Origin of the sequence: Sphingopyxis sp. LC81 (genome assembly GCF_000756375.1) — a bacterium.
Taxonomy (GTDB): Bacteria; Pseudomonadota; Alphaproteobacteria; order Sphingomonadales; family Sphingomonadaceae; genus Sphingopyxis.
Genome location: NZ_JNFD01000047.1, coordinates 18906 through 42705, shown reverse-complemented (window position 1 = coordinate 42705; position 23800 = coordinate 18906). Strand labels below are relative to the sequence as shown.

At 65.4% G+C, this 23800-nt stretch carries 17 protein-coding genes and 1 riboswitch; of the genes, 14 read left to right on the top strand and 3 right to left on the bottom strand.

The window, feature by feature from the left end; all coding sequences use genetic code 11:
* Positions 1-22: 22 nt before the first annotated feature.
* The 3 genes from FG91_RS19920 to FG91_RS19910 are packed head-to-tail and all read left to right on the top strand — an operon-like array spanning position 23 to position 2984.
* Positions 23-778: an alpha/beta hydrolase-fold protein gene (locus tag FG91_RS19920; RefSeq protein WP_161785681.1), complete on the top strand. Its 756-nt coding sequence runs from the start codon at positions 23-25 to the stop codon at positions 776-778.
* A complete protein-coding gene (locus FG91_RS19915) occupies positions 775-2121 on the top strand; it encodes a GH1 family beta-glucosidase (protein WP_037518668.1) in 1347 nt (448 codons plus the stop codon). The genes FG91_RS19920 and FG91_RS19915 overlap by 4 nt, the downstream gene beginning before the upstream one ends.
* Entirely contained in the window at positions 2118-2984 is an 867-nt protein-coding gene (locus FG91_RS19910) for an endonuclease/exonuclease/phosphatase family protein (RefSeq protein WP_037518666.1), read from the top strand. Before FG91_RS19915 ends, FG91_RS19910 begins: the two co-directional genes overlap by 4 nt.
* Positions 2985-3030: 46 nt before the next feature.
* On the opposite strand, the gene FG91_RS19905 is transcribed toward FG91_RS19910, so the two are convergent.
* Together FG91_RS19905 and FG91_RS19900 are read right to left on the bottom strand one after the other, a co-directional pair.
* Complete coding sequence (locus FG91_RS19905) at positions 3031-4533, bottom strand: glucoamylase family protein (protein ID WP_037518663.1); 1503 nt, start codon at positions 4531-4533, stop codon at positions 3031-3033.
* A gap of 71 nt (positions 4534-4604) precedes the next feature.
* Positions 4605-7640: a TonB-dependent receptor gene (locus FG91_RS19900; RefSeq protein WP_037518659.1), complete on the bottom strand. Its 3036-nt coding sequence runs from the start codon at positions 7638-7640 to the stop codon at positions 4605-4607.
* 247 nt (positions 7641-7887) lie between these two features.
* On the opposite strand from FG91_RS19900, the gene bglX reads away from it, so the two are divergent.
* The 8 genes from bglX (at position 7888) to FG91_RS19860 (ending at position 17515) form a co-directional block, all read left to right on the top strand.
* Positions 7888-10206, top strand: a complete 2319-nt coding sequence (bglX, locus tag FG91_RS19895; protein WP_037518656.1) for a beta-glucosidase BglX — start codon at positions 7888-7890, stop codon at positions 10204-10206.
* Positions 10207-10216: 10 nt separating this feature from the next.
* Entirely contained in the window at positions 10217-11776 is a 1560-nt protein-coding gene (locus FG91_RS19890; RefSeq protein WP_037518653.1) for a sulfatase family protein, read from the top strand.
* Between the two features lie 45 nt (positions 11777-11821).
* The gene (locus FG91_RS19885; protein ID WP_037518651.1) at positions 11822-13060 is read left to right on the top strand and encodes an MFS transporter; all 1239 of its coding nucleotides are present in this window, start codon (positions 11822-11824) and stop codon (positions 13058-13060) included.
* Positions 13061-13201: 141 nt separating this feature from the next.
* Positions 13202-13421, top strand: a riboswitch (cobalamin riboswitch).
* Positions 13422-13598: 177 nt separating this feature from the next.
* Entirely contained in the window at positions 13599-14207 is a 609-nt protein-coding gene (cobO, locus tag FG91_RS19880; RefSeq protein ID WP_037518649.1) for a cob(I)yrinic acid a,c-diamide adenosyltransferase, read from the top strand.
* Positions 14207-15061, top strand: a complete 855-nt coding sequence (locus FG91_RS19875) for an ABC transporter substrate-binding protein (RefSeq protein ID WP_037518646.1) — start codon at positions 14207-14209, stop codon at positions 15059-15061. Before cobO ends, FG91_RS19875 begins: the two co-directional genes overlap by 1 nt.
* On the top strand, positions 15058-16059 hold the full coding sequence (locus tag FG91_RS19870; RefSeq protein WP_037518643.1) for a FecCD family ABC transporter permease: 1002 nt from the start codon (positions 15058-15060) through the stop codon (positions 16057-16059). The genes FG91_RS19875 and FG91_RS19870 overlap by 4 nt, the downstream gene beginning before the upstream one ends.
* Complete coding sequence (locus tag FG91_RS19865) at positions 16053-16826, top strand: ABC transporter ATP-binding protein (protein ID WP_037518640.1); 774 nt, start codon at positions 16053-16055, stop codon at positions 16824-16826. The genes FG91_RS19870 and FG91_RS19865 overlap by 7 nt, the downstream gene beginning before the upstream one ends.
* Positions 16823-17515 carry a phytanoyl-CoA dioxygenase family protein gene (locus tag FG91_RS19860; protein WP_037518638.1) on the top strand — a complete coding sequence of 231 codons (693 nt, stop codon included), beginning with the start codon at positions 16823-16825 and terminating at the stop codon, positions 17513-17515. The genes FG91_RS19865 and FG91_RS19860 overlap by 4 nt, the downstream gene beginning before the upstream one ends.
* Positions 17516-17536: 21 nt before the next feature.
* Here the strand turns inward: FG91_RS19860 and FG91_RS19855 are convergent, their stop codons facing one another.
* Complete coding sequence (locus tag FG91_RS19855) at positions 17537-20089, bottom strand: family 20 glycosylhydrolase (RefSeq protein ID WP_037518636.1); 2553 nt, start codon at positions 20087-20089, stop codon at positions 17537-17539.
* Between the two features lie 409 nt (positions 20090-20498).
* Here FG91_RS19855 and FG91_RS19850 point away from each other — a divergent pair, with 409 nt between their 5' ends.
* The 3 genes from FG91_RS19850 to nagA all read left to right on the top strand — a co-directional run bounded on the left by FG91_RS19850 (position 20499) and on the right by nagA (position 23780).
* The gene (locus tag FG91_RS19850; RefSeq protein ID WP_037518998.1) at positions 20499-21236 is read left to right on the top strand and encodes a GntR family transcriptional regulator; all 738 of its coding nucleotides are present in this window, start codon (positions 20499-20501) and stop codon (positions 21234-21236) included.
* Positions 21237-21579: 343 nt separating this feature from the next.
* The gene (locus FG91_RS19845) at positions 21580-22617 is read left to right on the top strand and encodes an SIS domain-containing protein (RefSeq protein ID WP_037518634.1); all 1038 of its coding nucleotides are present in this window, start codon (positions 21580-21582) and stop codon (positions 22615-22617) included.
* Positions 22614-23780 (top strand): N-acetylglucosamine-6-phosphate deacetylase, encoded by a 1167-nt coding sequence (gene nagA / locus FG91_RS19840; RefSeq protein ID WP_037518632.1) that lies wholly within the window; start codon positions 22614-22616, stop codon positions 23778-23780. The genes FG91_RS19845 and nagA overlap by 4 nt, the downstream gene beginning before the upstream one ends.
* Positions 23781-23800 lie beyond the last annotated feature (20 nt).

Sequence of the window (23800 nt, the reverse complement as noted above, 5' to 3'; positions counted from 1 at the left end):
GCGCTCAATCGAGGAACCCCGAATGAGACATTGGACCGCGGCGCTGCTGGGCCTCGCCCTCGCCGCCTCTCTCGCCCATGCCAAAACGAAGGCGCCGCCTGCGGTCGAAGGGCAGACGCCGCAGCGACCGATCGAGCCCGGCAATTATCCCTATCAGCTCTTCGTGCCGAAGGGCTATCTGGCCGACACCGCGAAACAATATCCGCTGCTGATCTTCCTTCATGGCTCGGGCGAGCGCGGCGACGATGTCGCGAAGGTCAAGGTTCACGGCCCGCCGAAGATCGCCGAGCGCGACCCCGCTTTCCCCTTCCTCACCGTGTCGCCGTTGCTCGGCACCGATCAGGACTGGGACATCGACAAGCTCGACGAGCTGGTCGACCATATCGCCAAAACCTATCGCGTCGATCCGGCGCGCGTGTACCTCACCGGCCTCAGCCGCGGCGGCCATGCCAGCTGGCGCTGGGCGATCGCCGAGCCCAAGCGGTTCGCGGCGGTCGCAGCGGTCGCCGGGCGCGGCAATCCGGGCGAGGCGTGCCGCCTGATGGACCTGCCCGTCTGGGCGTTTCACGGCGACCGCGACGATGTCGTGATCCCCGAAGGCAGCTTCGCCATGGCGCGCGCGATCCGCGCGTGCGGCGGCCGCAAGGTCCGCCTGACCATCTATCCCGACCTCGGCCACAACGCCTGGGATCCCGCCTATGACGACCCGGCGCTCTACGCCTGGTTGCTCGAGCAAAAGCTCCCCTCCCCAACGATCACCAACAAGGACAAGAAATGAGCAAGAGTGTCTTCCCCGACGATTTCCTGTGGGGCGCGGCGACCGCCGCCTATCAGATCGAAGGATCGCCGCTCGCCGACGGCGCGGGCGCGAGCATCTGGCAGCGATTCAGCCACGACCCGCGGCTGATGGCGGTCAAGGGCGACACCGGCGATGTCGCGTGCGACCATTATAACCGCATGCCCGCCGACGTCGCGCTAATGAAGGAACTGGGACTGAAAGCCTATCGCTTCAGCGTCAACTGGGGCCGCGTATTGCCCGAGGGGACCGGGCGCGTGAACGAGCCGGGGCTCGACTTCTACGAGCGCCTCGTCGACGAATTGCTGAAGAACGACATCGAACCTTTGCTGACGCTGCACCATTGGGACCTGCCCGCGGCGCTCGACGACAAGGGCGGCTGGCTCAACCGTGACATTGCTGGCTGGTTCGCCGACTATGGCTCGGTGATGTATCGCCGTCTCGACGGGCGCGTGAAGAAATGGGTGACGCTCAACGAACCTTGGGTGATCACCGACGGCGGCTATCTCCACGGCGCGCTTGCCCCCGGGCATCGCAACCTGTTCGAAACCCCGATCGCTAGTCACAATCTGATGCGCGCGCACGGCGCGGCGGTCGAAGCCTATCGCAGCGAAGGCGCGCACGAAATCGGCCTCGTCGTCAACATCGAGCCCAAATATCCGGCAAGCGACAGCGCCGAGGACATTGCGGCGACTGCGCGCGCGCACGCTTACATGAACCGCCAATATCTCGATCCGGCACTGAAGGGCAGCTACCCCGAGGAACTTGCCGAAGTATTCGGCGAGGCATGGCCCGAATGGTCCGCCGAGGACCTCAAGGCGATCTGCCAGCCGGTCGATTTCATCGGGATCAACTATTACACGCGCAATGTCGTGAAGGCCGACCCGAACCAGTGGCCCGTCGGCGCCTCCCCGGTGAAACAGATCGCGACGCACACGACGACCGATTGGGAAGTCTATCCGCCCGCGCTGACCGACATGCTCGTCTGGTTCCGCGACACTTATGGCGATATTCCCATCTATATCACCGAGAATGGCGCGGCCTTCTACGACCCGCCGACCGCCGGCCCCGACGGGATCGACGATCCGCTGCGCTGCGATTATCTGCGCACGCACATCTCGGCGATCGGCGACGCGATCCGAAAGGGCGTCGACGTGCGCGGCTATATGGCGTGGTCGCTGCTCGACAATCTCGAATGGTCGCTGGGCTTTTCGAAGCGCTTTGGGATCGTGCATGTCGATTATGAAACACAGGTGCGCACGCCGAAGCGCAGCGCGCGTTTCTACAGCAGCGTGATCGCCGCCAACGGAGGAAACCTCGGATGAAAAAAGCACTGATCCTCGCCGCCGCGGCGCTGCTCGCGCTGCCCGCCGCCGCAAAAGAACGCGCCGATCATTATGAGGCAATGACGTACAACATCCGCCTCGACCTCGCGTCGGACGGCGACAACGCCTGGCCGCACCGGCGTGCGGCGCTGATCGCGCTCGTCGCCTATCAGGCGCCCGATTTCGTCGGGATGCAGGAGGTGCTGCAGCACCAGAAACAGGCGGTCGAGGCCGACCTGCCCGGCTATCAATTCGTCGGCGTCGCCCGCGACGACGGCAAGGAAAAGGGCGAATATTCGCCGCTGGGTTTCCGCCGCGACCGCTTCACCCTCGTCGGATCGGGGACGTTCTGGCTGTCGCCGACGCCCGATACGCCGAGCAAGGGCTGGGACGCCGCGCTGCCGCGGATCGCGACCTGGGCGCGACTGCACGACCGGACGGCGAAGCGCAGCCTGCTCGTCGTGAACACCCATTTCGACCATATCGGCGAGGTCGCGCGCCAGGAAAGCGCCCACCAGATCCGCCGCTGGATCGACGGGCAGCGCAAGGCGGGCGAAACCGCGGTGCTGTTGGGCGACTTCAACAGCCCCGCGACGAGCAATCCCTATGCCGCGATCGTCGAGCCGGGCAAGGGCGCGCTCCGCGACAGCCGCATCATCAGCCGCACGCCGCATTACGGCCCGCTCGGCACCTTCACCGGCTTCAAGATCGCGCAGATGGACCCGAGCCCGATCGACCATATCTTCGTCAGCGACGATGTGACGGTGCTGCGTCACGCGACGCTGACCGATCAGAATGGCGGCAAGCTGCCGTCGGATCATTATCCGGTGGTCGCCGACCTGTGCATCGGCAAGGGCTGCTGACACCTCTATCCGTCATCCCGGCGAAGGCCGGGATGACGGAGCGAGCCTAGTCCGCGTTCGGCTTGTCGAGCCAGCCGCCGGTGAAGCCGATACGCTGGAGCCCGCGGACGATGTGCGGGTTCCCCCGCATCACCTTCCACACGAAGCCGCTGCGATGATTTTCCATCATCGCGAGGATCGGCCCCTGATCGATGCCGAGATAGTCGTTCGCGACCCAGCCGTGGACCGGATCGACCGCGCCGCTGCGCATATTCGGATCGGCGAAGGTGAAGCTGGGGTTGAACGCGTCCTTGAAGCCGTAGCGCGTGTAGAGGCGCGCGCCATATTGCGTGCGCATCGCCATCAGCGCCGGGATTGCCACCTCGGGCGCGAACGGCACCGAGCCGCCCGCCGCGGTCGGAACGATCGTCCCGTCGTCGACGACGCGGATCGCGCTGACGCCGCGCGCCATATAGCCGTTGAAGAAGCGCGGCGTTCCGCCGACGCTATATTTATCCTTCGAATATCCCGGCCCGTCGGATGCGGTCCAGCCCCAGATATCGGCGCTGTAACCCGTCCATTTGTTCGGATTGTCGGCGCCATAGGCGCGCTGCGACAGCGTCGCGCGGCGGCTGTTCTCGAAATAATCGATGCCCTTGCCGCGCATGAAATCGTCGCGGATGCCGCGGAAATCGACCCAGACATGGCTGTACTGGTGCCCGAACAAAGGCTCGAACTGCAGATGCTGCTGCCCGTAATAGGTGCCCCAGTCCTTTTCGAGTTCGGCCGCCCAGCCCTTGTCCCACGCGTCCTTCCCGACGGCGTGCGTCGGCGAACCGAGCGCGAGGACGTAGACGAGCATGCCCTCGTTATAGCCGACCCAGTCGTGCGTCTCGAACCCCTTCTCGGGCTTCCAGCCCATCGTGATGGCGTGCGAATTGGCGAGATTCTTCGCCTCGGTGCCCGTCGTGTTGCGCTGGGCCCAGCGCCAGTCAACGCGCGTGTAGATCTTCTCGGCAAGGTCGCGGATCTCGGCCTCGACCGGGTCGTTCCGGTCGTAATAGCTTTGCGCGAACAGCGCCCCGCCCAGGAACAGGCTGGTGTCGACGGTCGACAGTTCGGTCGTCTTGTGGCGCGTGCCGTCGTCATTCTTCAGGAAGTGATAGAAGAAGCCTTTGTGGCCGGTCGTGCCCGCCGCGGCCGGCCCCTGCGGCGCGGTCCAGTAGAAACGCAGGCAATCGCGCGTGCGCACTGCCGCTTCGGCGCGCGTCACATAGCCGCGCTCGGCGCCGATGCCGTATGCGGTCAGCGCGAAACCCGTCGCGGCGATCGACGAGAAGGGATTGCTCGGCCAGCGATCGGGCGCGAGGCAGCGCTCGGTGCTCGTGGTGTCCCAGAAATAGCGGAAGGTGCGCTCGGTCAGCTCCTCCGAAAAGGCCGCCTCGGTCAGCGGCGGCAATTTCGCGGCCGATGTTGCGACTGGGGCGACGGCCGACGGCGCCGGAGTGACGGTGCATGCCGCGGTCAGCGCGACCAGGGGCAGGAGCGATGCCCCGATACGAAACGACATGCGATACTCCAAAAAAGTGAGGCGCCCGGCCCGCGGGAGGGGGGGTGCGGGCCGGGCGCCTGGTCAGCCGGTCAGAAAGAGAATCCGGCCGATAGCTTTACCGTCCGCGGCGTGTTCCCGCCAACGCCAATACCCGAAATTTCGAGATAGCGGGGCGACGTCGGGTCATTGTTGTAATCGACATAGTTGCGATCGTTGAACAGGTTCAGAATGTCGACGCGAAGGCGCAGGCGCGATTCCTCGCTGATGAACTTGAACGGGATATATTTGGTGATCGCGACGTCCATCTGGCGGAAGCCCCAGCGATCGCCATTGCCGTCAGCCTCGTTCGAGATGACGGTGCGGCTGGGGTTCGCTCCGCCCTGGTTGATGAACGCCTTGAGGTACGGCGGCGACGCGATCTGGAACTTGCCCGACAGCGTCACGCCGATCGGCAGATCGACCGAGCCCGTTGCGACCAAACGATGCTTGCGCACCCCGCTCGACCGCGTGACAGTATAGTCCTCCAGCGACGGAAAATCGAGGCTGAAGGTCTCGCCAAACTGCCGGTTTTCCTCGGCTTGGGTATAGGTATAGGTTGCCGAGAAGCTCCACGGCGACGCGGCGGTGTAGTTCTTGACCAGCTTGAGATAGCCGGTGTCGGCGCTGGTTTCGATGCCGTTGGTCCCGATGATGATCGACCCGAAGCCCGGAGGGGCGAAACCGAAGGGTGAGTTCGGCGCCGCGGGGGCCGGCGGGAAGAAGGTGCCGTCGGGACGGCGGTTGCCGAGCAGATAGGCGAAGCCGTCCTTCGATTCGATATGGCTATAGCCGACCTCGGCCTCGAACAACGGGGTTACCCTGGCGCGGAAGCCCAGGCTGAACTGGTCCGAATAGGGCACCTTCAGGTCGTTCTCGATGAAGCGCAGCTCGCGGCCGCCGCCCGCTCCGGCGCCGGCGAGCAGCTGCTGACGGCCGGCTTCGGTCAGGTAGATCGGGTTCCACGGCACACAGGTCGGCCCGGGCGCGCATGTGTTGTTCGGGTCGCCGGTGATGAAGTTGAATGTCCGCGTGGTGAACGATCCGACGCTGATTTCCTGCTGCAGGAAGTCGAACTGGTTGCGGTCGTACGAGCGACCCGCCCCGCCGAACACGACAAAGCGCCCATCGTCGTCGAGCTCGTAGCTGAAGCCGATGCGCGGCTGCCACGCGCCCTTGAACGCCTTGCGCTCGCTGCCCGTCGAGATGAAGTCACGGATATCGTAATCGGCGTTGACGAGGTTCGGGTAATTGGCCGGCGACACCGCGTTCACCGCGTCGGCGGGGTGGACGAAGTCGAGGAAGGCCGGCGTCCGCTCATAATCCCAGCGCACGCCGAGGTTCAGCGTCAGCCGGTCGGTGACTTCCCAATCGTCCTGCACATAGATGCCGAACTGGAAATTCTTCGAATTGATGATCGGGTCGCCGTTGCCCGTCGAGGCGCCGAACTGGACACGGTAGGGCACATCGTCGTTGAAGGTGCCGCCACCGGGGTTGAACGCCGGGTTATAGGTATAGACCGGATTGAAGGCGTTGAGCTGCAGCGAATTGAGTTCGACCCATTTCGCCTTGGCGCCGACCTTGATCGTATGGCCCTCGAACCCGGTCCAGGTGAAGTCGTTCTGGACGCCCCAGCCCTTCTGGCCCTTTTCCTGGAAATTGCTGCCGCCGCCAATGCGCAGGATGTCGCCGCGGACTACGACGCCCGGTTGCGGATTGGTCGGCGATGGGCCGGCATAGGCAAAGAGGAAGCCGTTGCCGAATTCGGTCGGCGTCGGCGCCCATTTGGCGTCTTCATAGGTCAGCTTGAAATCGTTGATCCAGTTGTCGGCCGTATGCTCCCAGCGCGCGGTGACGCGCAGTTCCTCGACATCCTGCGAGCTGATCGTGCTGCGCGCGTTGAAACCGCTGCCCAGGAACTCGCCGGTTTCCTTGCGATATTTGCCCGACAGCTCGATCAAGTCGCTGTCCGACGGCTGGAAGTTGAGTTTGCCGAAATAGAGATCTTCGTTGAACGTCGCGTTGGTCGGGCCGAACACGCCCTGATATTCGGATGGGAAATAGCTGACCGGCAGATTGAGTCCCGGCTGGACGTCGACCGGCTGCTGCTGGCGCTTGCCTTCATAGGTCACGAAAAAGTGCAGCATGTCCTTGATGATCGGACCACCCAGCGCGCCGCCGAACTGAAAATCCTTCGTCTTGACCTTGCTCGTCGTCAATTCGGTCGGCCGCGCGTCGCGCAGGCTCTGATCGGTATAATCGATGAAGGCTTCGCCGTGGAATTCATTGGTGCCCGACTTGGTTACCGCGGTGATCGCGACCGAGCTGACCTGGTCGAATTCGGCCTTATAGTTCGACGAAATGACGCGATATTCGCCGACCGCGAGCTGCGGGAAGGGATTGCCCTGCGTCGAATCCTGGCCGGTTATGCCGTTCTTGAGAACATAGTCCTTCTGTCCGACGCCATCGATGAAGATGTTGACGCCGCGGCTGTCCTGGGCGCCGCCTTGCAGGCGCGATTGGCCGCTGGCCCCGGTCACGAACTGGACGCCCGGCGCGAGGTCGGCAAAGGCGAGGAAGTTGCGGTTGTTCTGCGGCAACACCTCGATCTGGCGCTGAGTGATGTTCGAACCGACCTCGCCGCCCTCCATCGAGCGGATGCGGCTGCCCGTAACGATGATCGCGTCGTCGCCGCCCTCGGCGATGTCGGGCTGCGAGAAATCGAAGTCGAGCACCGCGCTCTGGCCGACCGAAAGGGTGAATTCGTCGGTGTTGCGCACGCCGCCCGGCGTCGTGATTTCAAGCCGATAGGTGCCGACCGGAAGCGAAGCGATATTGTAACTGCCGCTCGCGCCAACCGTCGCGGTGCGCGTCAGGCCGGTGTTGACGTTGATCGCGGTGACCTGCGACACGCCGCCTTCGGCCTTTATCGTGCCGCGCAGCGAAGCGTTCGACACCTGCGCATACGCAGGTGTCGCCACCCCGACGGCGAGCGCGGCACCGGCGCTGCTCCATGCCAGCGCAGCGGCGAGCGTGCGGGCGCGCGAACGGCGCGCGGAAACGGTCTGAAATTCATGCGGAAACTTCACGGCATCCTCCCTTTTTGGCCCCCGACATTCCCCGCGCTCGTTTCCTTCGCTGGCCGGCCTTGCCTCCGGTGCAGCGACGAGTCGCGGGAAATTGCGTCGTTGTTTTTTTAGTTTGTAACCGGTTTCACGATCACTGTATAGGGGGAAGCGACACAGAGGGATGCAATCGGGGGCCAGCCGGTTTTCGGCCGATTTCGGCCAATCCTCGTGACAATGTATAAGCAAATCCGACTGGGAAGGACGAATCATGCCGCCGATGACGCGCAACCTCACATGCCTGACGCTGGCCACTCTGATGGTGGCTGCGCAGCTCTCCCCCGCCCCGCTGATGGCAAAGCCCATAACGAGCACGAACGAGGCGGCGCCGATGGATTCCGCGGGCTGGATGCGCCCCGATCCGAAGATGGATCGTTTCATCGCCGACCTGATCGCGAAGATGACGCTCGACGAGAAAGTCGGGCAATTGTCGCTGCTGACCAGCGACTGGGATTCGACCGGCCCGACGATGCGCAAAGGCTATCAGGACGATATTCGCAAGGGGCGCATCGGGTCGATCTTCAACGCCTTTACCGCGAAATATACGCGCGAACTGCAGCGGCTGGCGGTCGAGGAAACGCGGCTGAAGATCCCCTTGCTTTTTGGTTATGACGTCGTCCACGGCCACCGCACCATCTTCCCCATCTCGCTCGGCGAGGCAGCGAGTTGGGACCTTAAAGCCATTGAAAAAGCAGCACGAATTTCGGCAACCGAAGCGTCGGCGGAGGGCCTTCACTGGACCTTCGCGCCGATGGTCGACGTCGCGCGCGACCCGCGCTGGGGCCGCATGTCGGAGGGCGCGGGCGAGGATGTCTATCTTGGCAGCAAGATCGCGGTCGCGCGCGTGCGCGGGTTTCAGGGCGACGACCTGAAGCGCGTCGACACCGTGCTCGCGACCGCCAAGCATTTCGCCGCCTATGGCGCGGCGCAGGCTGGCCGCGATTACCACACGGTCGACATCTCCGAACGCACGCTGCGTGACATTTACCTGCCGCCGTTCAAGGCGGCCGCCGATGCGGGCGCCGCGACCTTCATGACCTCGTTCAACGAATATGACGGCGTCCCGGCGTCGGGCAGCCACTATCTGCTGACCGACGTGCTGCGCAAGAAATGGGGTTTCAAGGGCTTCATCGTAACCGATTACACGTCGATCAACGAAATGGTCCCTCACGGCTATTCGCGCGACCTGAAGCAGGCCGGTGAACAGGCGATCAACGCCGGGGTCGACATGGACTTGCAGGGTGCGGTGTTCATGGATCACCTCGCCAAGTCGGTCGCCGAGGGCAAGGTCGATGTCAAACGCGTCGACGAGGCGGTGAAGGCGATCCTCGAAATGAAATACCGCCTCGGCCTGTTCGAGGATCCCTATCGCTATTCGGACGAGGCGCGCGAAAAGGCGACCATCTATCGCCCCGACTTCCTCGAAGCGGCGCGCGACGTCGCGCGCAAGTCGATCGTGCTGCTGAAGAACAAGGGCAATGCCCTGCCTCTCGCCGCGGCGGCGAAGTCGATCGCGGTGATCGGCCCGCTCGGCAATAGCAAGGAGGACATGATCGGCAGCTGGTCCGCCGCGGGCGACCGTAAGGAGCGGCCGGTGACATTGCTCGAAGGCATGCAAGCGCGCGCGCCCAAGGGCACGACGGTCACCTATGCCAAGGGCGCCGGCTATCAGTTCGCCGACGCGGGCAAGCGCGACGGGTTTGCCGAGGCGATCGCGCTCGCACAGAAATCGGACGTCATCGTCGCCGCGATGGGCGAGCATTGGAACATGACCGGCGAAGCGGCGAGCCGCACCTCGCTCGACCTGCCGGGCAACCAGCAAGCGCTGCTCGAAGAGCTGAAAAAGACCGGAAAGCCGATCATCCTCGTGCTGATGAGCGGGCGCCCGAACAGCATCGAGTGGGCCGACGCCAATGTCGATGCGATCCTGGAAGCCTGGTATCCGGGCACGATGGGCGGCCATGCGATCGCCGATGTTCTCTATGGCGACTATAACCCGTCAGCCAAGCTGCCCGTGACCTTCCCGCGCAACGTCGGGCAGGTGCCGATCCATTACGACATGAAAAACACGGGGCGCCCGATCAAACCTGAGGATCCGAACGCCAAATATGTCTCGCGCTATCTCGATACGCCGAACACCCCGCTTTATCCGTTCGGCTACGGGCTCAGCTACACCAGCTTCGCCTATTCACCGGTGACGCTCGACAAGGCGAAAATCCGCCCGGGTGAGAAGCTGACCGCGACCGTCACGGTGACCAACAGCGGTGCGCGCGATGGCGAGGAGGTCGTGCAGCTCTATGTCCGCGACCTCGTCGGATCGGTGACGCGGCCGGTGAAGGAACTCAAGGGCTTCGAAAAGGTGATGCTGAAAAAGGGCGAGAAACGGACGATTCGCTTCACCCTGACCGACGCCGACCTCGCCTTCACGCGGCAGGATATGAGCTGGGGCAGCGAGCCCGGCCAGTTCAAGCTGTGGGTCGGGCCATCTTCGGCCGAAGGGTCGGAGGCAAGTTTCGAGCTGACCGAATAGGACGACGCCGATGCGTTTGCGGAACCTGATCGCCCTTGCCGCCGCGCCGCTGGTCTTCACCGCACCGGCGCGGGCGCAAGGGCCCGAGCGCCCGAACATCGTCTACATCATGTCGGACGATCATGCCTATCAGGCGATTTCGGCCTATGGGTCGCCGGTGTCGAAGCTCGCGCCGACGCCGAATATCGACCGGATCGCGCGAAACGGCGCGATCTTCACTAACAGCTTCGTCGGCAATTCGCTCTGCGGCCCCAGCCGTGCGACCTTGCTCACCGGCCGTCAGAGCAATGCGCACGGCTTCAAGCAGAATGGCAACAAGTTCGACAACAATGTCTGGGTGTGGCCGCGCGCGCTGTCGCAGGCGGGCTATACGACCGCGATGTTCGGCAAATGGCACATCAACCATTCGCCCGCGGGGATCGGCTTCGACGATTGGAAGGTGCTCGACGACCAGGGCGAATATTATAATCCCGACATCATCACGCCGAAGGGCCGCAGCGTCGTCGAAGGCTATGCGACCGACCTCATCACGCAGTACAGCCTCGACTGGCTGAAAAACGGCCGCGACAAGTCGAAGCCCTTCGCGATCCTGATCCATCACAAGGCGCCGCACCGCAATTTCATGCCCGCGCTGCGCCATGTGCAGAAATATCAGGGCGTGAGCTTCCCCGTTCCGGCCAATTATTTCGACGATTATGCCGGGCGGCGTGCGGCGGCGGCGCAGGAAATGAATATCTATCGCGACATGTACGAGGGACACGACCTCAAGATGACGGTCGCGGCGGGATCGGCACAGCTTCGCTACAACCGCTGGCCCGGCGCGTTCGACCGGATGACGCACCAGCAGCAGGCCGAGTGGGACGCGCTGATGCAGGCCGACAACGACCGGCTGAACGCGGCGAAGCTCGCGGGCCAGGACATGGCGCGCTGGAAATATCAGCGGTACATGCAGCAATATCTCGGCACCGTCGCGGCGGTCGACGAGGGTGTCGGCGCGGTGCTCGACTATCTGAAGGACAGCGGCCTCGAGCGTAACACGATCGTCGTCTATACGTCCGACCAGGGCTTTTACCTCGGCGAGCATGGCTGGTTCGACAAGCGCTTCATCTATGAAGAATCGATGCGAACGCCGTTTCTGATCCAATATCCCGGGCGTATCCGTGCGGGCACGCGCGTGAGCGCCCCGATCCAGAATATCGACTATGCGCCGACCTTCCTCGATTTCGCCGGGGTGAAGGGCCCGGGCACGATCCAGGGCCGGTCGATGCGCGCGCTGTTCGGTGCCCGTCCGCCCGCAGACTGGCGCAAGGACGTCTATTATCATTATTACGAATATCCGGGCTTCCACGCGGTGCGCGCGCATTATGGCGTGCGCGGCGAACGCTACAAGCTCGTCCGCTTCTACGGTGCGGACATCGATGCCTGGGAATTTTACGACCTGAAAACCGATCCGGCGGAAATGCACAACCGCATCGACGATCCAGCGCTGAAGGCGCCGATCGCCACGATGAAACGGAAGCTGGTCGAACTTCGCCGTCAGTATCAGGACGATAGCGGGCCAGCGATCTAGGCCGGCGACTTGTCGCGGGGGCCAAGCGGGGTTAGGCGCAGACAAGTGAGTCCCGACACGCCATCCCCGCCGTCGTCTTTCGCGCCGTTTCGCTATCCCGCGTTTCGCGCGATCTGGATCGCGAACCTCGCGTCGAACATGGGGTCGATGATCCAGTCGGTCGCTGCCGCGTGGCTGATGACCGAACTCACCAATTCGCACGTGCTGATCGCGCTGGTCCAGGCCAGCGCGACGATCCCGATCCTGCTGCTCGCCGTCTTCGCGGGCGCAATCGCCGACAATTTCGACCGGCGGCGCGTGATGCTCGCGGCGCAGACGGGGATGCTGATCGTTTCGGCGGCGCTGACGCTGACGACATATCTCGACGCGATCACGCCGCTGTCGCTGCTGTTCTTCACCCTCGCGGTCGGGTGCGGCACCGCTCTCAACGGACCCGCGTGGCAGGCCTCGGTGCGCCTGCAGGTCGGACCACGCGACCTGCCGCAGGCGATCGCGCTCAACACGATCGCCTATAACCTCGCGCGCAGCGTCGGCCCGGCGCTTGGCGGGCTGCTGATCTCGATTGTCGGCACCGCGGCCGCCTTTGGCCTCAATGCGATCAGCTATATCGTGCTGATCGTCGTGCTGCTGCGCTGGCATCCCGAAACCACGCCGCGGCGCCGCACCTCGATGATGACCGCGATCGCCGCGGGCATAAATTTCTGCGCGCATTCGGACCCGGTCCGCCGCGTGCTGATCCGCGGCTTTGCCTTTGGTTTCGGCGCGGCGGGGTTTCAGGCGCTGCTGCCCTCGCTCGTCCGCGACCGGCTGCACGGAACCGAGGTCATCTATGGGCTGTGCCTTGCCGCCTTTGGCGCGGGGTCGATCTTCGGTGCGCTGCTGGTGAGTTCGGCGCGGCGCCGCTGGGGCAGCGACCGGGTGGTGACCGCCGCCTCGCTCGTCTTTGCCGCCGCGATGCTGCCCGTCGCGCTGACGACCAGCCTGCCGTGGGTCATCGTCGCCGCCTTTGTCGCGGGCGGGGCGTGGGTGTCGACGCTGACGACGCTCAACGTCGCGATGCAGCTCCGCTCGCCCGAGGAAATCCTCGGCCGCTGCCTGTCGATCTATCAGGCGGTGACCTTTGGCGCGATGGCGCTCGGCGCCTATACGCTCGGGCTAATCGCCGATCTGGCGTCGCTGCCGGCGGCGATCCTCGTTTCGGCCGGGTTACTGACCCTCTCGGCGCTGGTGCTGCGCTTCGTCGCGCCGATGCCGCGGCGCGACGAAGGCAGGTTGTTGCCCTAGACGCACGGCCTTCCATAACGCGCATAGAGCGCCGACAGCACGAACAGGGTAAGCAGCCGCGGCGCGACGGGACCCGTCGAACGGCAATAGGCATTGCGAAAAAGCGCGGCTCCTTTATGGGCTGCGCAAGCGGGGCTTGCCCCGCATCTGATCGCGCCGGTGCCCGAAAGGGCTTAATATGGGAACGCGGTAACGGGGTTCGTCCTGAACCCTCGAAGCCGGGGCTGTCCCTGCAACTGTAAGCGGCGAGCGCGATGCACCGTTCGGGTTTCGATCCGGACAGCCACTGGGGTCACCTGGGAAGGCGTGCATCAAGCCCTGACCCGCGAGCCAGGAGACCTGCCGGCGTGGGTCGCTCAATGCCAAGGCCCAGGGAAAGGCCGCGGCACGGACGTTTCCGTCGAGCGACGACCAAGCGGCTGGAGCCGCTTCGGTGCCGGAGACGCAGGCATTACGCCGCTTGCGACGCCAGCACCGGTCGATCGCGCCCGCGCATCGGCAGGCTCCGCCTTCGTTGCCGGCGTGCGGGGGTCTTCCCATGAAAACGCGTACCGACGCCGAGCACACGGCGAAAATGAAGAAGATCCAGGCCGCGCAGGCGAAGAAGGTCGCGACGAAAACCGTCGAAAAAGGCCTGATCATCGTCCACACCGGCCCCGGCAAGGGGAAGACGTCGGCCGCGCTTGGCATGGCGGTGCGCGCGATCGGACACGGGATGAAGGTCGGCGTCATCCAGTTCGTGAAGGGCGCGATGGCGACGGGCGAGAAAGCGGTGTTCGACCGCTTCCCCGACCTGATCGAGTTCAAGCCGATGGGCGAAGGCTTCACCTGGGACACGCAGGACCGGACGCGCGACATCGCGGTGGCGCGCGAAGCGTGGGACGAGGTCAAGCGCATGATCGCCGATCCCACCTACACCATGGTGATCGCCGACGAGCTCAATATCGTGCTGCGCTACGACTATCTGCCGGTAGGTGAAGTGCTGGAAGCGCTCGCCGCCAAGCCGCAAATGACGCATGTCATCATCACCGGCCGCAATGCGCCGCAGGAGCTGATCGACGTCGCCGACCTGGTGACCGAAATGGCGCAGGTGAAGCATCCGTTCCGCGAACAGAATGTGAAGGCGCAGCGGGGGATCGAGTTCTGATGCCGCGCCGCGTCCTTCTGGCGCTTGCCGCGCTGTCGGGCGGCGCGGGCCTGTTATGGGCGGCCTCCCCCGCCCCGCCTGCGAAAGCGCCCGCGCTTCCGCAGCGCATCGTGTCGATCAACATGTGCGCCGACCAGCTTGTGCTCGCGCTCGCCGATCGGGAACAGATCGCGGGGCTGACCAAAAATGCGACCGACCGCGAAATGTCGGGCGAGGCAGCGAAGGCGCACGGCATCCCGCTGCTCAGCAATTCGGCCGAGCAGATCCTCGCGATCGAACCCGATCTGATCGTCGGCATGCCCGCGAGCCGCAGCGCAGCATTGGCGGCGCTGCCAAAGCAGAACTACCCGCTGCTCGACCTCGCAACCCCGAACACGCTCGGTGAAATCTACACATCGATCCGCGAAACCGCCGGCGCGGTCGGCCATCCCGAGCGCGGCACCGCGCTGATCGCGCGAATGGAGGGCGAGCTGGCCGGCCTGCCGAAGCCCGGCAAGGGCCGCGTCGCCGCCTATTACCAGCGGCGCGGCTATATGACCGGCACGGGTACGCTGATCGACGAGCTGATGACGCGCGTCGGGCTGGTCAACCTCGCCGGCAAGCTCGGCAAACCGCCGCTGTCGCAATTGAGTCTTGAAGAGATGGTCGCGGCCCAGCCCGACTTTTTGATCGTCGAGAGCGCGACCGACAAAATCACCGACCAGGGAAGCGAAATGCTGCATCACCCGGCGCTCAAGGACATCCCGCGCATCAGCGTTCCGCAGGCGTGGACGGTGTGCGGCAGCCCCGCCTATACGCAGGCCGCCCGCAGCATGACGGCGCAGATCGCGCGCATCGACGGAGGCCGTTTATGAACCGCTTCGCCCTGCCCCGATGGTCGCTGATCGCTGCGCTGGCTGCGCTGACGCTCGTTGCCGCCGTCGCATCGCTGCTGTTCGGTGCGGTCGACCTGTCGGTAACGCGACTCGTCGATGCCGCGATGGGCAATGAGGACAAGGTCGCGTCGATCATCCTGTTCGACCTCCGCCTGCCGCGCACGTTGCTCGCGCTCGCCGTCGGCGCGATGCTCGGGCTCGCGGGCGCGGCATTGCAAGGCTATCTGCGCAATCCGCTCGCCGAGCCGTCGGTGCTCGGCACGTCGAACGCGGCGGCGCTCGGCGGCGTCGCGGCGATCTATTTCGGGCTCGCCGACATCCACCCGATCGTGTTGCCGCTGCTCGCCACGGGCGGCGCGCTCCTGTCACTCGCCCTGCTCTTCATCCTTTCGGGCAAGGCCGAAAGCCCGCTGACCTTGATCCTCGCCGGCATCGCGGTCGGGACGCTGGCGGTGGCGGGGACCAGCCTCGCGCTCAACCTGTCGCCCAATCCCTTTGCGGCGATGGAGATTATGACGTGGCTGCTCGGCAGCCTCGAGAACCGGTCTTTCGACCATGTATGGATCGCGCTGCCCTGCATCGCGATCGGCACCGCGATGCTGCTGTGGAACGGCCGCGCGCTCGACGCGCTGACGCTCGGGGAAGATGCCGCGCAGGCGCTCGGCACCGATCTGCGGCAGACGCGGCTCCGGCTGCTCATAGGCACTGCGATCGGGGTCGGCGGTGCGGTCGCGGTGGCGGGCGCGATCGGTTTCGTCGGGCTGATCGTGCCGCACCTCATCCGCCCGCTCACCGACCGCAGCCCCTCGGCGATCCTGCTACCCTCGGCGATCGGCGGCGCAGCGTTGCTGACGCTCGCCGACCTTGGCGTGCGGATCATCCCGACGACGAACGAACTCAAGCTCGGCGTCGTCACGGCGTTCCTCGGCGTACCGGTCTTCCTTGTCCATCTGATGCGGGAGCGACGGCTATGGTGAGCTTTACCCTCGATCATGTCGGCGTCACGCTCGGCCGCCGCGCCGTCGTGCACGACGTCAGCGCCGAATTCGGGCCCGGCACGCTGACCGGGATCGTCGGCCCCAATGGCGCGGGCAAGTCGACGCTGGCACGCGCGATGCTCGCGCTGGTGCCGGCGAGCGGAACGGTGCGCGTCGACGGCGTCGATGCCGCGGCGATGCCGCGCGCCGAACTGGCACGGCGCATCGCCTATGTGCCGCAGGGGCAGACCTTGCACTGGCCGCTGACGGTCGAGCGGCTCGTCGGCCTCGGCCGCCTGCCGCACCTCGCGCCAATGTCACGGATCGCCGATGCCGACACGGCGGCGATCGAGCGCGCGATGGCGCGTGCCGACGTGCTCGACCTGCGCGACCGGATCGCGACCGAATTGTCGGGCGGCGAACGCGCCCGCGTGCTGTTCGCGCGTGCGCTGGCGGTCGAGGCGCCCGCGCTGATCGCCGACGAACCGCTCGCGAGCCTCGACCCGGGGCATCAGATCGACGTGATGGACATGCTGCGCGCCGAGGCGGCGGCCGGCGCGCTGGTGATCGCGGTGCTGCACGACCTGACGCTCGCGGCGCGCTATTGCGACCGTCTGCTGCTAATCGACGAAGGCCGGATCGTCGCCGACGGGACGCCCGCCGAGGTGCTGACCGCCGAGCGGCTGCGCGCGGTCTATGGCATCGACGCTGCGGTCGAGACCGGCGGCGAGTGGCCGACGATCACTTTGTTCGGCCGCGCCCGATGAGCGCCGAAACGCTGTTCGCCGGGCAAGGCTATGCCGCGGTGCCGCTGTTCGATCCGGAGATTGTCCGCGCTGCGGCGGACGACATCGCCGAGCATATCGACCGCGTGTCGCGTGCGCTCTACCTGCCGTTCGAACAAAGCTGCCCCGACGTCCCGCCGATCGAACGGATCGACCGCGTGTACGCGCACGAGCGCAGCGTCGCGAATTTGCTGCGCGTCGCAGTGTGTACCGACGCGCATCGCGGGCCCAAGCTGCAGGCACTCGCGAACGATCCAAGATTGATCGAAACCGCCGACCGGCTCGGCGGACGCGCGCTGTCAGGAAAGATCGCGCGCGTCCGCGCAAGCATCGCCTGCTTTCCCGAGCATCGCCACGCCTGGCACAGCGACGTTGCGCGCGACGACGGCACCGGATGCGGCAAGGTCATGGTGACCGCATGGATCCCGCTGATCGATGCGGGGCCCGAAAGCGGCGGGCTGGAGATCGCAGCGGGGCGCCAGCCCGCGCCGCTGGCGAGCGAGGGCGACGACGGTTTCGAAATCCCCGAATGGCGGCTTGCCGGCCTGCCGCGTGTTCAGCCCGAATGCCCGGCAGGGACGGTGCTGTTCCTCGATCGCTTCACCCCGCACCGCTCGCTTCCCGCGCGCGCGACGCGCTTTGCGCTCGTCATATGGATGAAGGCCGCCTGACCCGATCCGCCGCGGCCCGTCCTACCGCGCGGGTTCGACCCGAACCGTCCGGCTGGCGCGCTTGCCATCGGCGGAGCGGCTGCGCAGTTCTACGGCGCCGCTGACCGCCACCGGCCCGGCATAGCGCGTCCAAGCGCCGCCCTCGACACGATATTCGATCGCGGTGCCGGGGAACATGCTGTTCGCCTGAAGCTTGCCGTTCGCGATCCGCGCACCCGGCGGAGCGACGCGATAGGCGACGCCCATTTTTTCGAGCATCGGAAACTGCGCCGCGGTGCGCCCGGCGAAATCCCGCCAGCCCGCCTTGAGCTTCGCGGCGTCGATGCGTGTGTCGCCCCATTCATAGCTCGCCCCCGCCTGATAGGCCGGAGTCCACGGCGCCGGCGCCCACGCGCGTTCGGCGAGCGCGAGCAGGCGCGGGAAGAGCATATAATCGACCTGCGCGTCGGTGCGGATCGTCTCGCTCCACAATTGCGCCTGAAGCCCCGCGATGCGGTGTCCGGGTTGCAGGGTCGGCTTGTCCTCGATCGGCTTGCCTTCGGCCTGGATGTTGCGGATCGTCGCAGCGTTGGCGGGCAGATTGCCCGGCATGAAGCCGAACACCTGATACGGATCGACGCCGCGCGAGGCCCAGTTATAACCGCTCTCGTCGGGGTGCGGTGCGTATGGCATGTCGAAATAACCAAGGTCGGGGATCGACAGCACGGCGTCCCAACCACGGTTCATCTGGTCGTGCGCCTCGCGGATCGCGCCGGCGTGCAGCACACCCCAGATGTTCGTTTGCACCTCCTTTGGCATGCGCGCGGCTTCGGTATGCCCCATGCCGTCGCTCCAGCCGGCGGCTTCCAGCCCCTTGGCGGCGAGGCTTTTGCTCACGCGCTCGATGAAGCGTGGGGTGAGCTTGCCCGCATCACCGCCATTTTCGGCGATCATCACCTTGCAGGCGGGCGATTTGACCCAAGCGCCCGCGGTCTCGTCGGCGCCGAGGTGGAAGGTCTTGAGCGGCACGCCTGCCTGGCGGTGCATGTCGGCGAGCGCATCGACCACCGTGTCGACGAAGCGATAGGCCGCGGGCAGGCAGACATTGAGCGTGTTGTCGTTGTAATGCTGGACGCTGCGATATTCGGTGGCGTCGGCGGGGTCGATCAGCCGGTACGTCTCGGCCTCGGCCTTCTTGCCCGCGGTGGCCAGGCGGGCATAGCGAGCCTCCATCGCCCTGATCGCAGCGCGCGAGTGGCCGGGCATGTCGATCGACGGGATCACCTCGATCTGCCGCGCCGCCGCCGCCTGCACGATCGCGACATAGTCGGCGACGCTCAGATAGCCGTTGACGCCCCCCGCGCCGTCGGGGCCCGCGCCGAGCTGCGGCAGGAGGCACGTCTGTTCGGCGGGATCGTGGCAGCGTTTCGACCCGACGGCTGCGAGTTCGGGGAGCGCCGGGATTTCGATGCGCCAGCCTTCGTCGTCGGCGAGGTGGAGGTGCAGCTTGTTGAGCTTGTACGTCGCCATCGCTTCGACCAGCTTCAAAATCTGGTCGCGGCCATGGAAGTTGCGGCCAAGGTCGATGTGGAGGCCGCGGAAGCCATATTCGGGCGCATCCTCGACGCGGAGCGGCGCGAGCTTGCCCTTCTCAAACGCGGCCTGCTGCGCGAGTGAGCGCAGCGCGTGGCTTGCCCCCGCTGCGTCGTGCGCGGTGATGGCAATGCCCGGTGCCTTAACGTCGAGAATATAGCCCTCGGCCTTTTTCGCGGCGGCGGGATCGATGCGGATCGTCAGCGGCAGCGCGCCGCCCTCAGGCGACCCGAGCGCCGCCAAGGCAGGCGCAACCGCGCTGCGTTCGACGCCGTTCAGTGTCAGCGCGACGCCGCGGGCAAGATCCACCGCCCGCCCCCTGTTCTGCACCGCCTTCGCCGGCTTCGGCAGGATCACGATGCCCTGCGCTTCGGGCGCCAGCCGTGCGGCCTGCACATCGAAGGCGCGTTCGGCGGTCAGCCAGCGCGTCTTGTCGGCATCGCCCTTGGTCGCGAGCCTGGCCTCATCGGTCATCGGCGCGACAAAAGGCAGCGTCTCGAGCCCGGTCTCGGGATCGATCACCGCGCGCGTCGCGGCGATGGTGCGCGGCTTCAGCCCGTCGGCGATCAGATAAGCGTTGGGCATCGCGAACGCCTTCGAAAAATTCGAGCCGACGCCCCACAGCTTGATCTCGTGCGTCGAACCGGGGCGCAGCGTCATGCCGGGTTTCAACGTCAATTGCTGGACGTCGCCATTGACGTGGCGGTGCGTGAAAATGTCGCTTTCGACGCGGGGCAGCGGATTGACGAAGCTGAAAGTGAGCGAGAACCCCTTGGTCGGCAGGTCGGCGGGCAGCGTTTCAGGAAGGGTCAGCGTGATCGTCGACAGAAAACAACCCTCGATCCCGACCGGGCACGCCGGGCGGTTGTCGACCACCTGGAGCCGATAACCCAGCGTGTCGGCGAAACGGTCGAGCGCGGCCTGCGACGACGTGTCTGCCGCCAGAGTCTGAGGGGCGGCCAGCGCCGCAATCGCCATCCCGATCAACCCCGTGGCCTGCATTCCCAATTCTCCCGATCGATAATTTGTATCTAATTTGTCATGTAGAAACTGACCGGTCAACGCCTTTCCATTCGGCTGTTTTATAGGAAAAAATGGCAAAGCTTCTGGAAGGTTCGCATTTTCCCTCGTGGCGACCGCCAAATTGGTTTTATATTAGTATTGCAACCTGGTGTCGCTAGAGCGCGATCGTCGCGCCTTGTGCTGGGTGGCGCCTTGGCCGTTAGGACCCTGACGGCGAAAAGCCGAATTGGTCCTATCTCAATCGCGTGAGGAGCACACAATCGGGTGGACCCTTTTGTGCGAACGGTTGGCAACAAAGATTGACGCGACGATACCAATGCAACACATAAGGCTGCGGCGCTGGTCCTATCGGCTGAAGCGCCTTTACAACCGGATGGAGCAAACGTCCTTGTCACTGATCGAACGCGTGGGTCCGCTGCAAAAGGACGATCCCACCCCGCTGTACCTTCAGTTGCAGAAGATCCTGCGCGACGCGATCGAGGGGCAATTGGTCAAGGCCGAAGAGGCCATCCCGACCGAACGCGACCTCGCCGAGGAATTCGACGTCTCGCGCATCACCGTGCGCAAAGCGATCGACGGGCTGGTCGCCGATGGAATCGTTGCGCGGCGCCGCGGCGCGGGAACCTTCGTCACACGGCCGCGCGTCGAGAAAAGCTTCTCCAAGCTCACTTCCTTTTCGGAAGACATGGTGTCGCGCGGGCGCAAGCCGCACAGCAAGTGGATCAGCAAGACCGCGGGCGCGGTGACGCCCGAGGAAGCCCTGTCGCTCGGCCTGTCGCCGGGTTCGCTCGTCTATCGCTTCCACCGCATCCGCTATGCCGACGACACGTCGATGGCGCTCGAATATGCGACGATCCCGGCTTATTGCCTGCCATCGGTCGAGACGGTCGGCGCGTCGCTCTATGAGGCGCTCGAAGCGGCGGGACATCTGCCCGTGCGTGCGCTCCAGCGGTTGCGCGCGGTCGCCTTCACCGCCGAACAAGCCGAGATTCTGGGGATCGAGACGGGCACGCCCGGCCTGTTCATCGAACGGCGCGGATTTCTGCCCGACGGCCGCACCGCCGAATTCACTCAGAGCTATTATCGCGGCGACGCCTATGACGTCGTGGCGGAGCTCAACGGGTAGGCCGCGCAAAAAACCTCCGTGTAGACCCCGGCCAAGCCGTGCGGCGGCTCGCCCGCCCAGTGCCAGATACGCGACCGAATCCTCGCAGCCCGCACGATCTGCACAAGACCAATATCGGCCGCCATTGATTACCAATAAGCTACAAGCCCGGGCGCTGTCGATCGCCGGCCGTGGTCATGCAAAATGCAATCTAGGATAGCTAAGCGCGCTGAAAATGGCGCGCCACAAGGGATCGACAGTCAAAATCCGGCCGCAGCAAACATATATCTTGATAGGACATATATAACCTATATAGTACCAATATATCGAGGGCTGCACAGCACCGACCGGGAGACAAGATTCTATGACGCCGAACGCCGCATCGGACGGACGACAGACGCTGATGGAGCAGGAAGCAGGCGAAGCGGCAGGCGCCGTCGCAAGGATGCTGGAGGCGAATCGCGACGCTTTCGCCGCGATCGCCCGGCGCCTGCGCGCCTCGCCTCCGGCAGCGGTCGTCACCTGCGCGCGCGGATCGTCGGATCATGCGGCGACCTATGCCAAATATCTGATCGAGACGATGACGGGGACGCCGACCGCATCGGCCGCGCTGTCGATCGCCTCGCTCTATGACGTCCCCGCGGTCGCGGGCAATCGCCTCTGTCTCGCGATTTCGCAGTCGGGGAAAAGCCCCGACCTGCTCGCCGCGGTCGAACAGCAGCGCGATGCCGGGGCCTTTGTCGTCGTGCTGGTCAACGCCGAAGGCTCGCCGCTCGCAGCCCTCGCCGACGTCGTGATCCCGCTGTCCGCCGGGGTCGAGCGGTCGGTGGCCGCGACAAAATCCTATATCGCCTCGCTCGCCGCGATCGCAGCGCTTGTCGCGGCGTGGGCCGAGGACGCGGCGCTTGAAAACGCGCTGACCGCCCTGCCCGACCAGCTTGCAGAGGCTTTCGCGCTCGACTGGTCGCCTGCGGTCGGCGCCTTTCAGCGTGCCACGAACCTGTTCGTTCTCGGCCGCGGCTATGGCCTTGGCGTGGCGCAGGAGGCGGCGCTTAAGTTCAAGGAAACCTCGGGACTCCACGCCGAAAGTTTCAGCGCCGCCGAGGTGCGTCACGGCCCGATGGCGATCGTTGGCGATGCTTTTCATGTCCTCGCGCTGGGCGGCACCGACCGCGCCGCCGCCGGTGTTCGCGACGTTGCCGACGAGTTCCGCGGGCGCGGCGCCACCGTCTTGCTCGCCGATCCGGCGGGCGGCGACCTGCCCGCCATCGCGGCGCATCCGGCGATCGAGCCGATCCTGTTGATCCAGAGCTTTTACCGCATGGCGAGCGCGCTGGCGCTGGCCCGGGGGCACAACCCCGACTCGCCTCCGCATCTCAACAAGGTTACCGAGACTTTATGATCTTTCGTTTCCATAACGGCCGGGTCGCACTGCCGTCCGGCGCCGTCGGCGCGGTGGACATCGCCGTCGCCGGCGGCGCTGTTGCTTCCGTCACGCCCGCCGCCGACACCCCCGCAGACCGCGAGATCGACCTGGACGGCGGCTGGCTCCTCCCCGGCTTCGTCGACACGCAGGTCAATGGCGGCGGCGGGGTGCTGTTCAACGACCAGGTCGATGTCGAGGCGATCGCGGCGATCGGCGCGGCGCATGCGCGCTATGGCACCACCGCCTTCCTGCCGACGCTGATCAGCGACACGCCGGCGCAGATTAGCGCCGCGCTCGCCGCGGTCGATGCCGCGATCGAACAGGGCGTGCCGGGCGTCGTCGGCATCCATATCGAAGGCCCGTTCATCAACGAGGTGAAGCGCGGCATCCACGAGGCGCATCGTATCCGCCGCCTCGACGATGCGATCCTCGCGACGCTCACCGCGCCGCACCGCGGGCGCGTGATGCTGACGCTGGCGCCTGAACTCTGCGACGAGGACGACATCCGCACGCTCGTCCGCCACGGGGTGATCGTCAGCGCGGGGCATAGCGATGCGACCTATGACGAGGCGCAGCGCGCGATCGGCGCGGGGCTCACCGGCTTCACCCATTTGTTCAACGCGATGTCGCCGCTGCATCACCGCAATCCGGGCGCGGTCGGCGCGGCGTTCGATTCCGATAGCTGGTGCGGGCTGATCGTCGACGACGTCCACCTGCACCCCGCGGTCGTGCGGCTGGCGATCCATGCGAAGGGCAAGGACCGGATCATGCTCGTCACCGATGCGATGCCGAGCGTCGGCACCGAGGTCAGCGAATTCACGCTGCAGGGCAAGCGCATCGCGGTCAAGGACGGGGTCTGCATCTTCGAGGACGGCACGCTCGCGGGCACGCACCTCGACATGGCGTCGGCGCTGCGCAAGACGGTGGAGGTGACTGGGCTTTCCGTCCCCGATGTGTCGGCCATGGCGAGCGCGACACCTGCCGCTTTCCTGTCTTTGCAGGACCGCATCGGCGCGATCGCACCCGGGCAGCACGCCGACTGGGTGTGGTTGAGCGCCGACCTCGCGCCGCGCGCCACATGGATCGGCGGGCGGATCGTTCCGGAAACCGCATCGGACCTTGTCCACGCCGCACAATGATAAACAAGCCGCGGAACAAC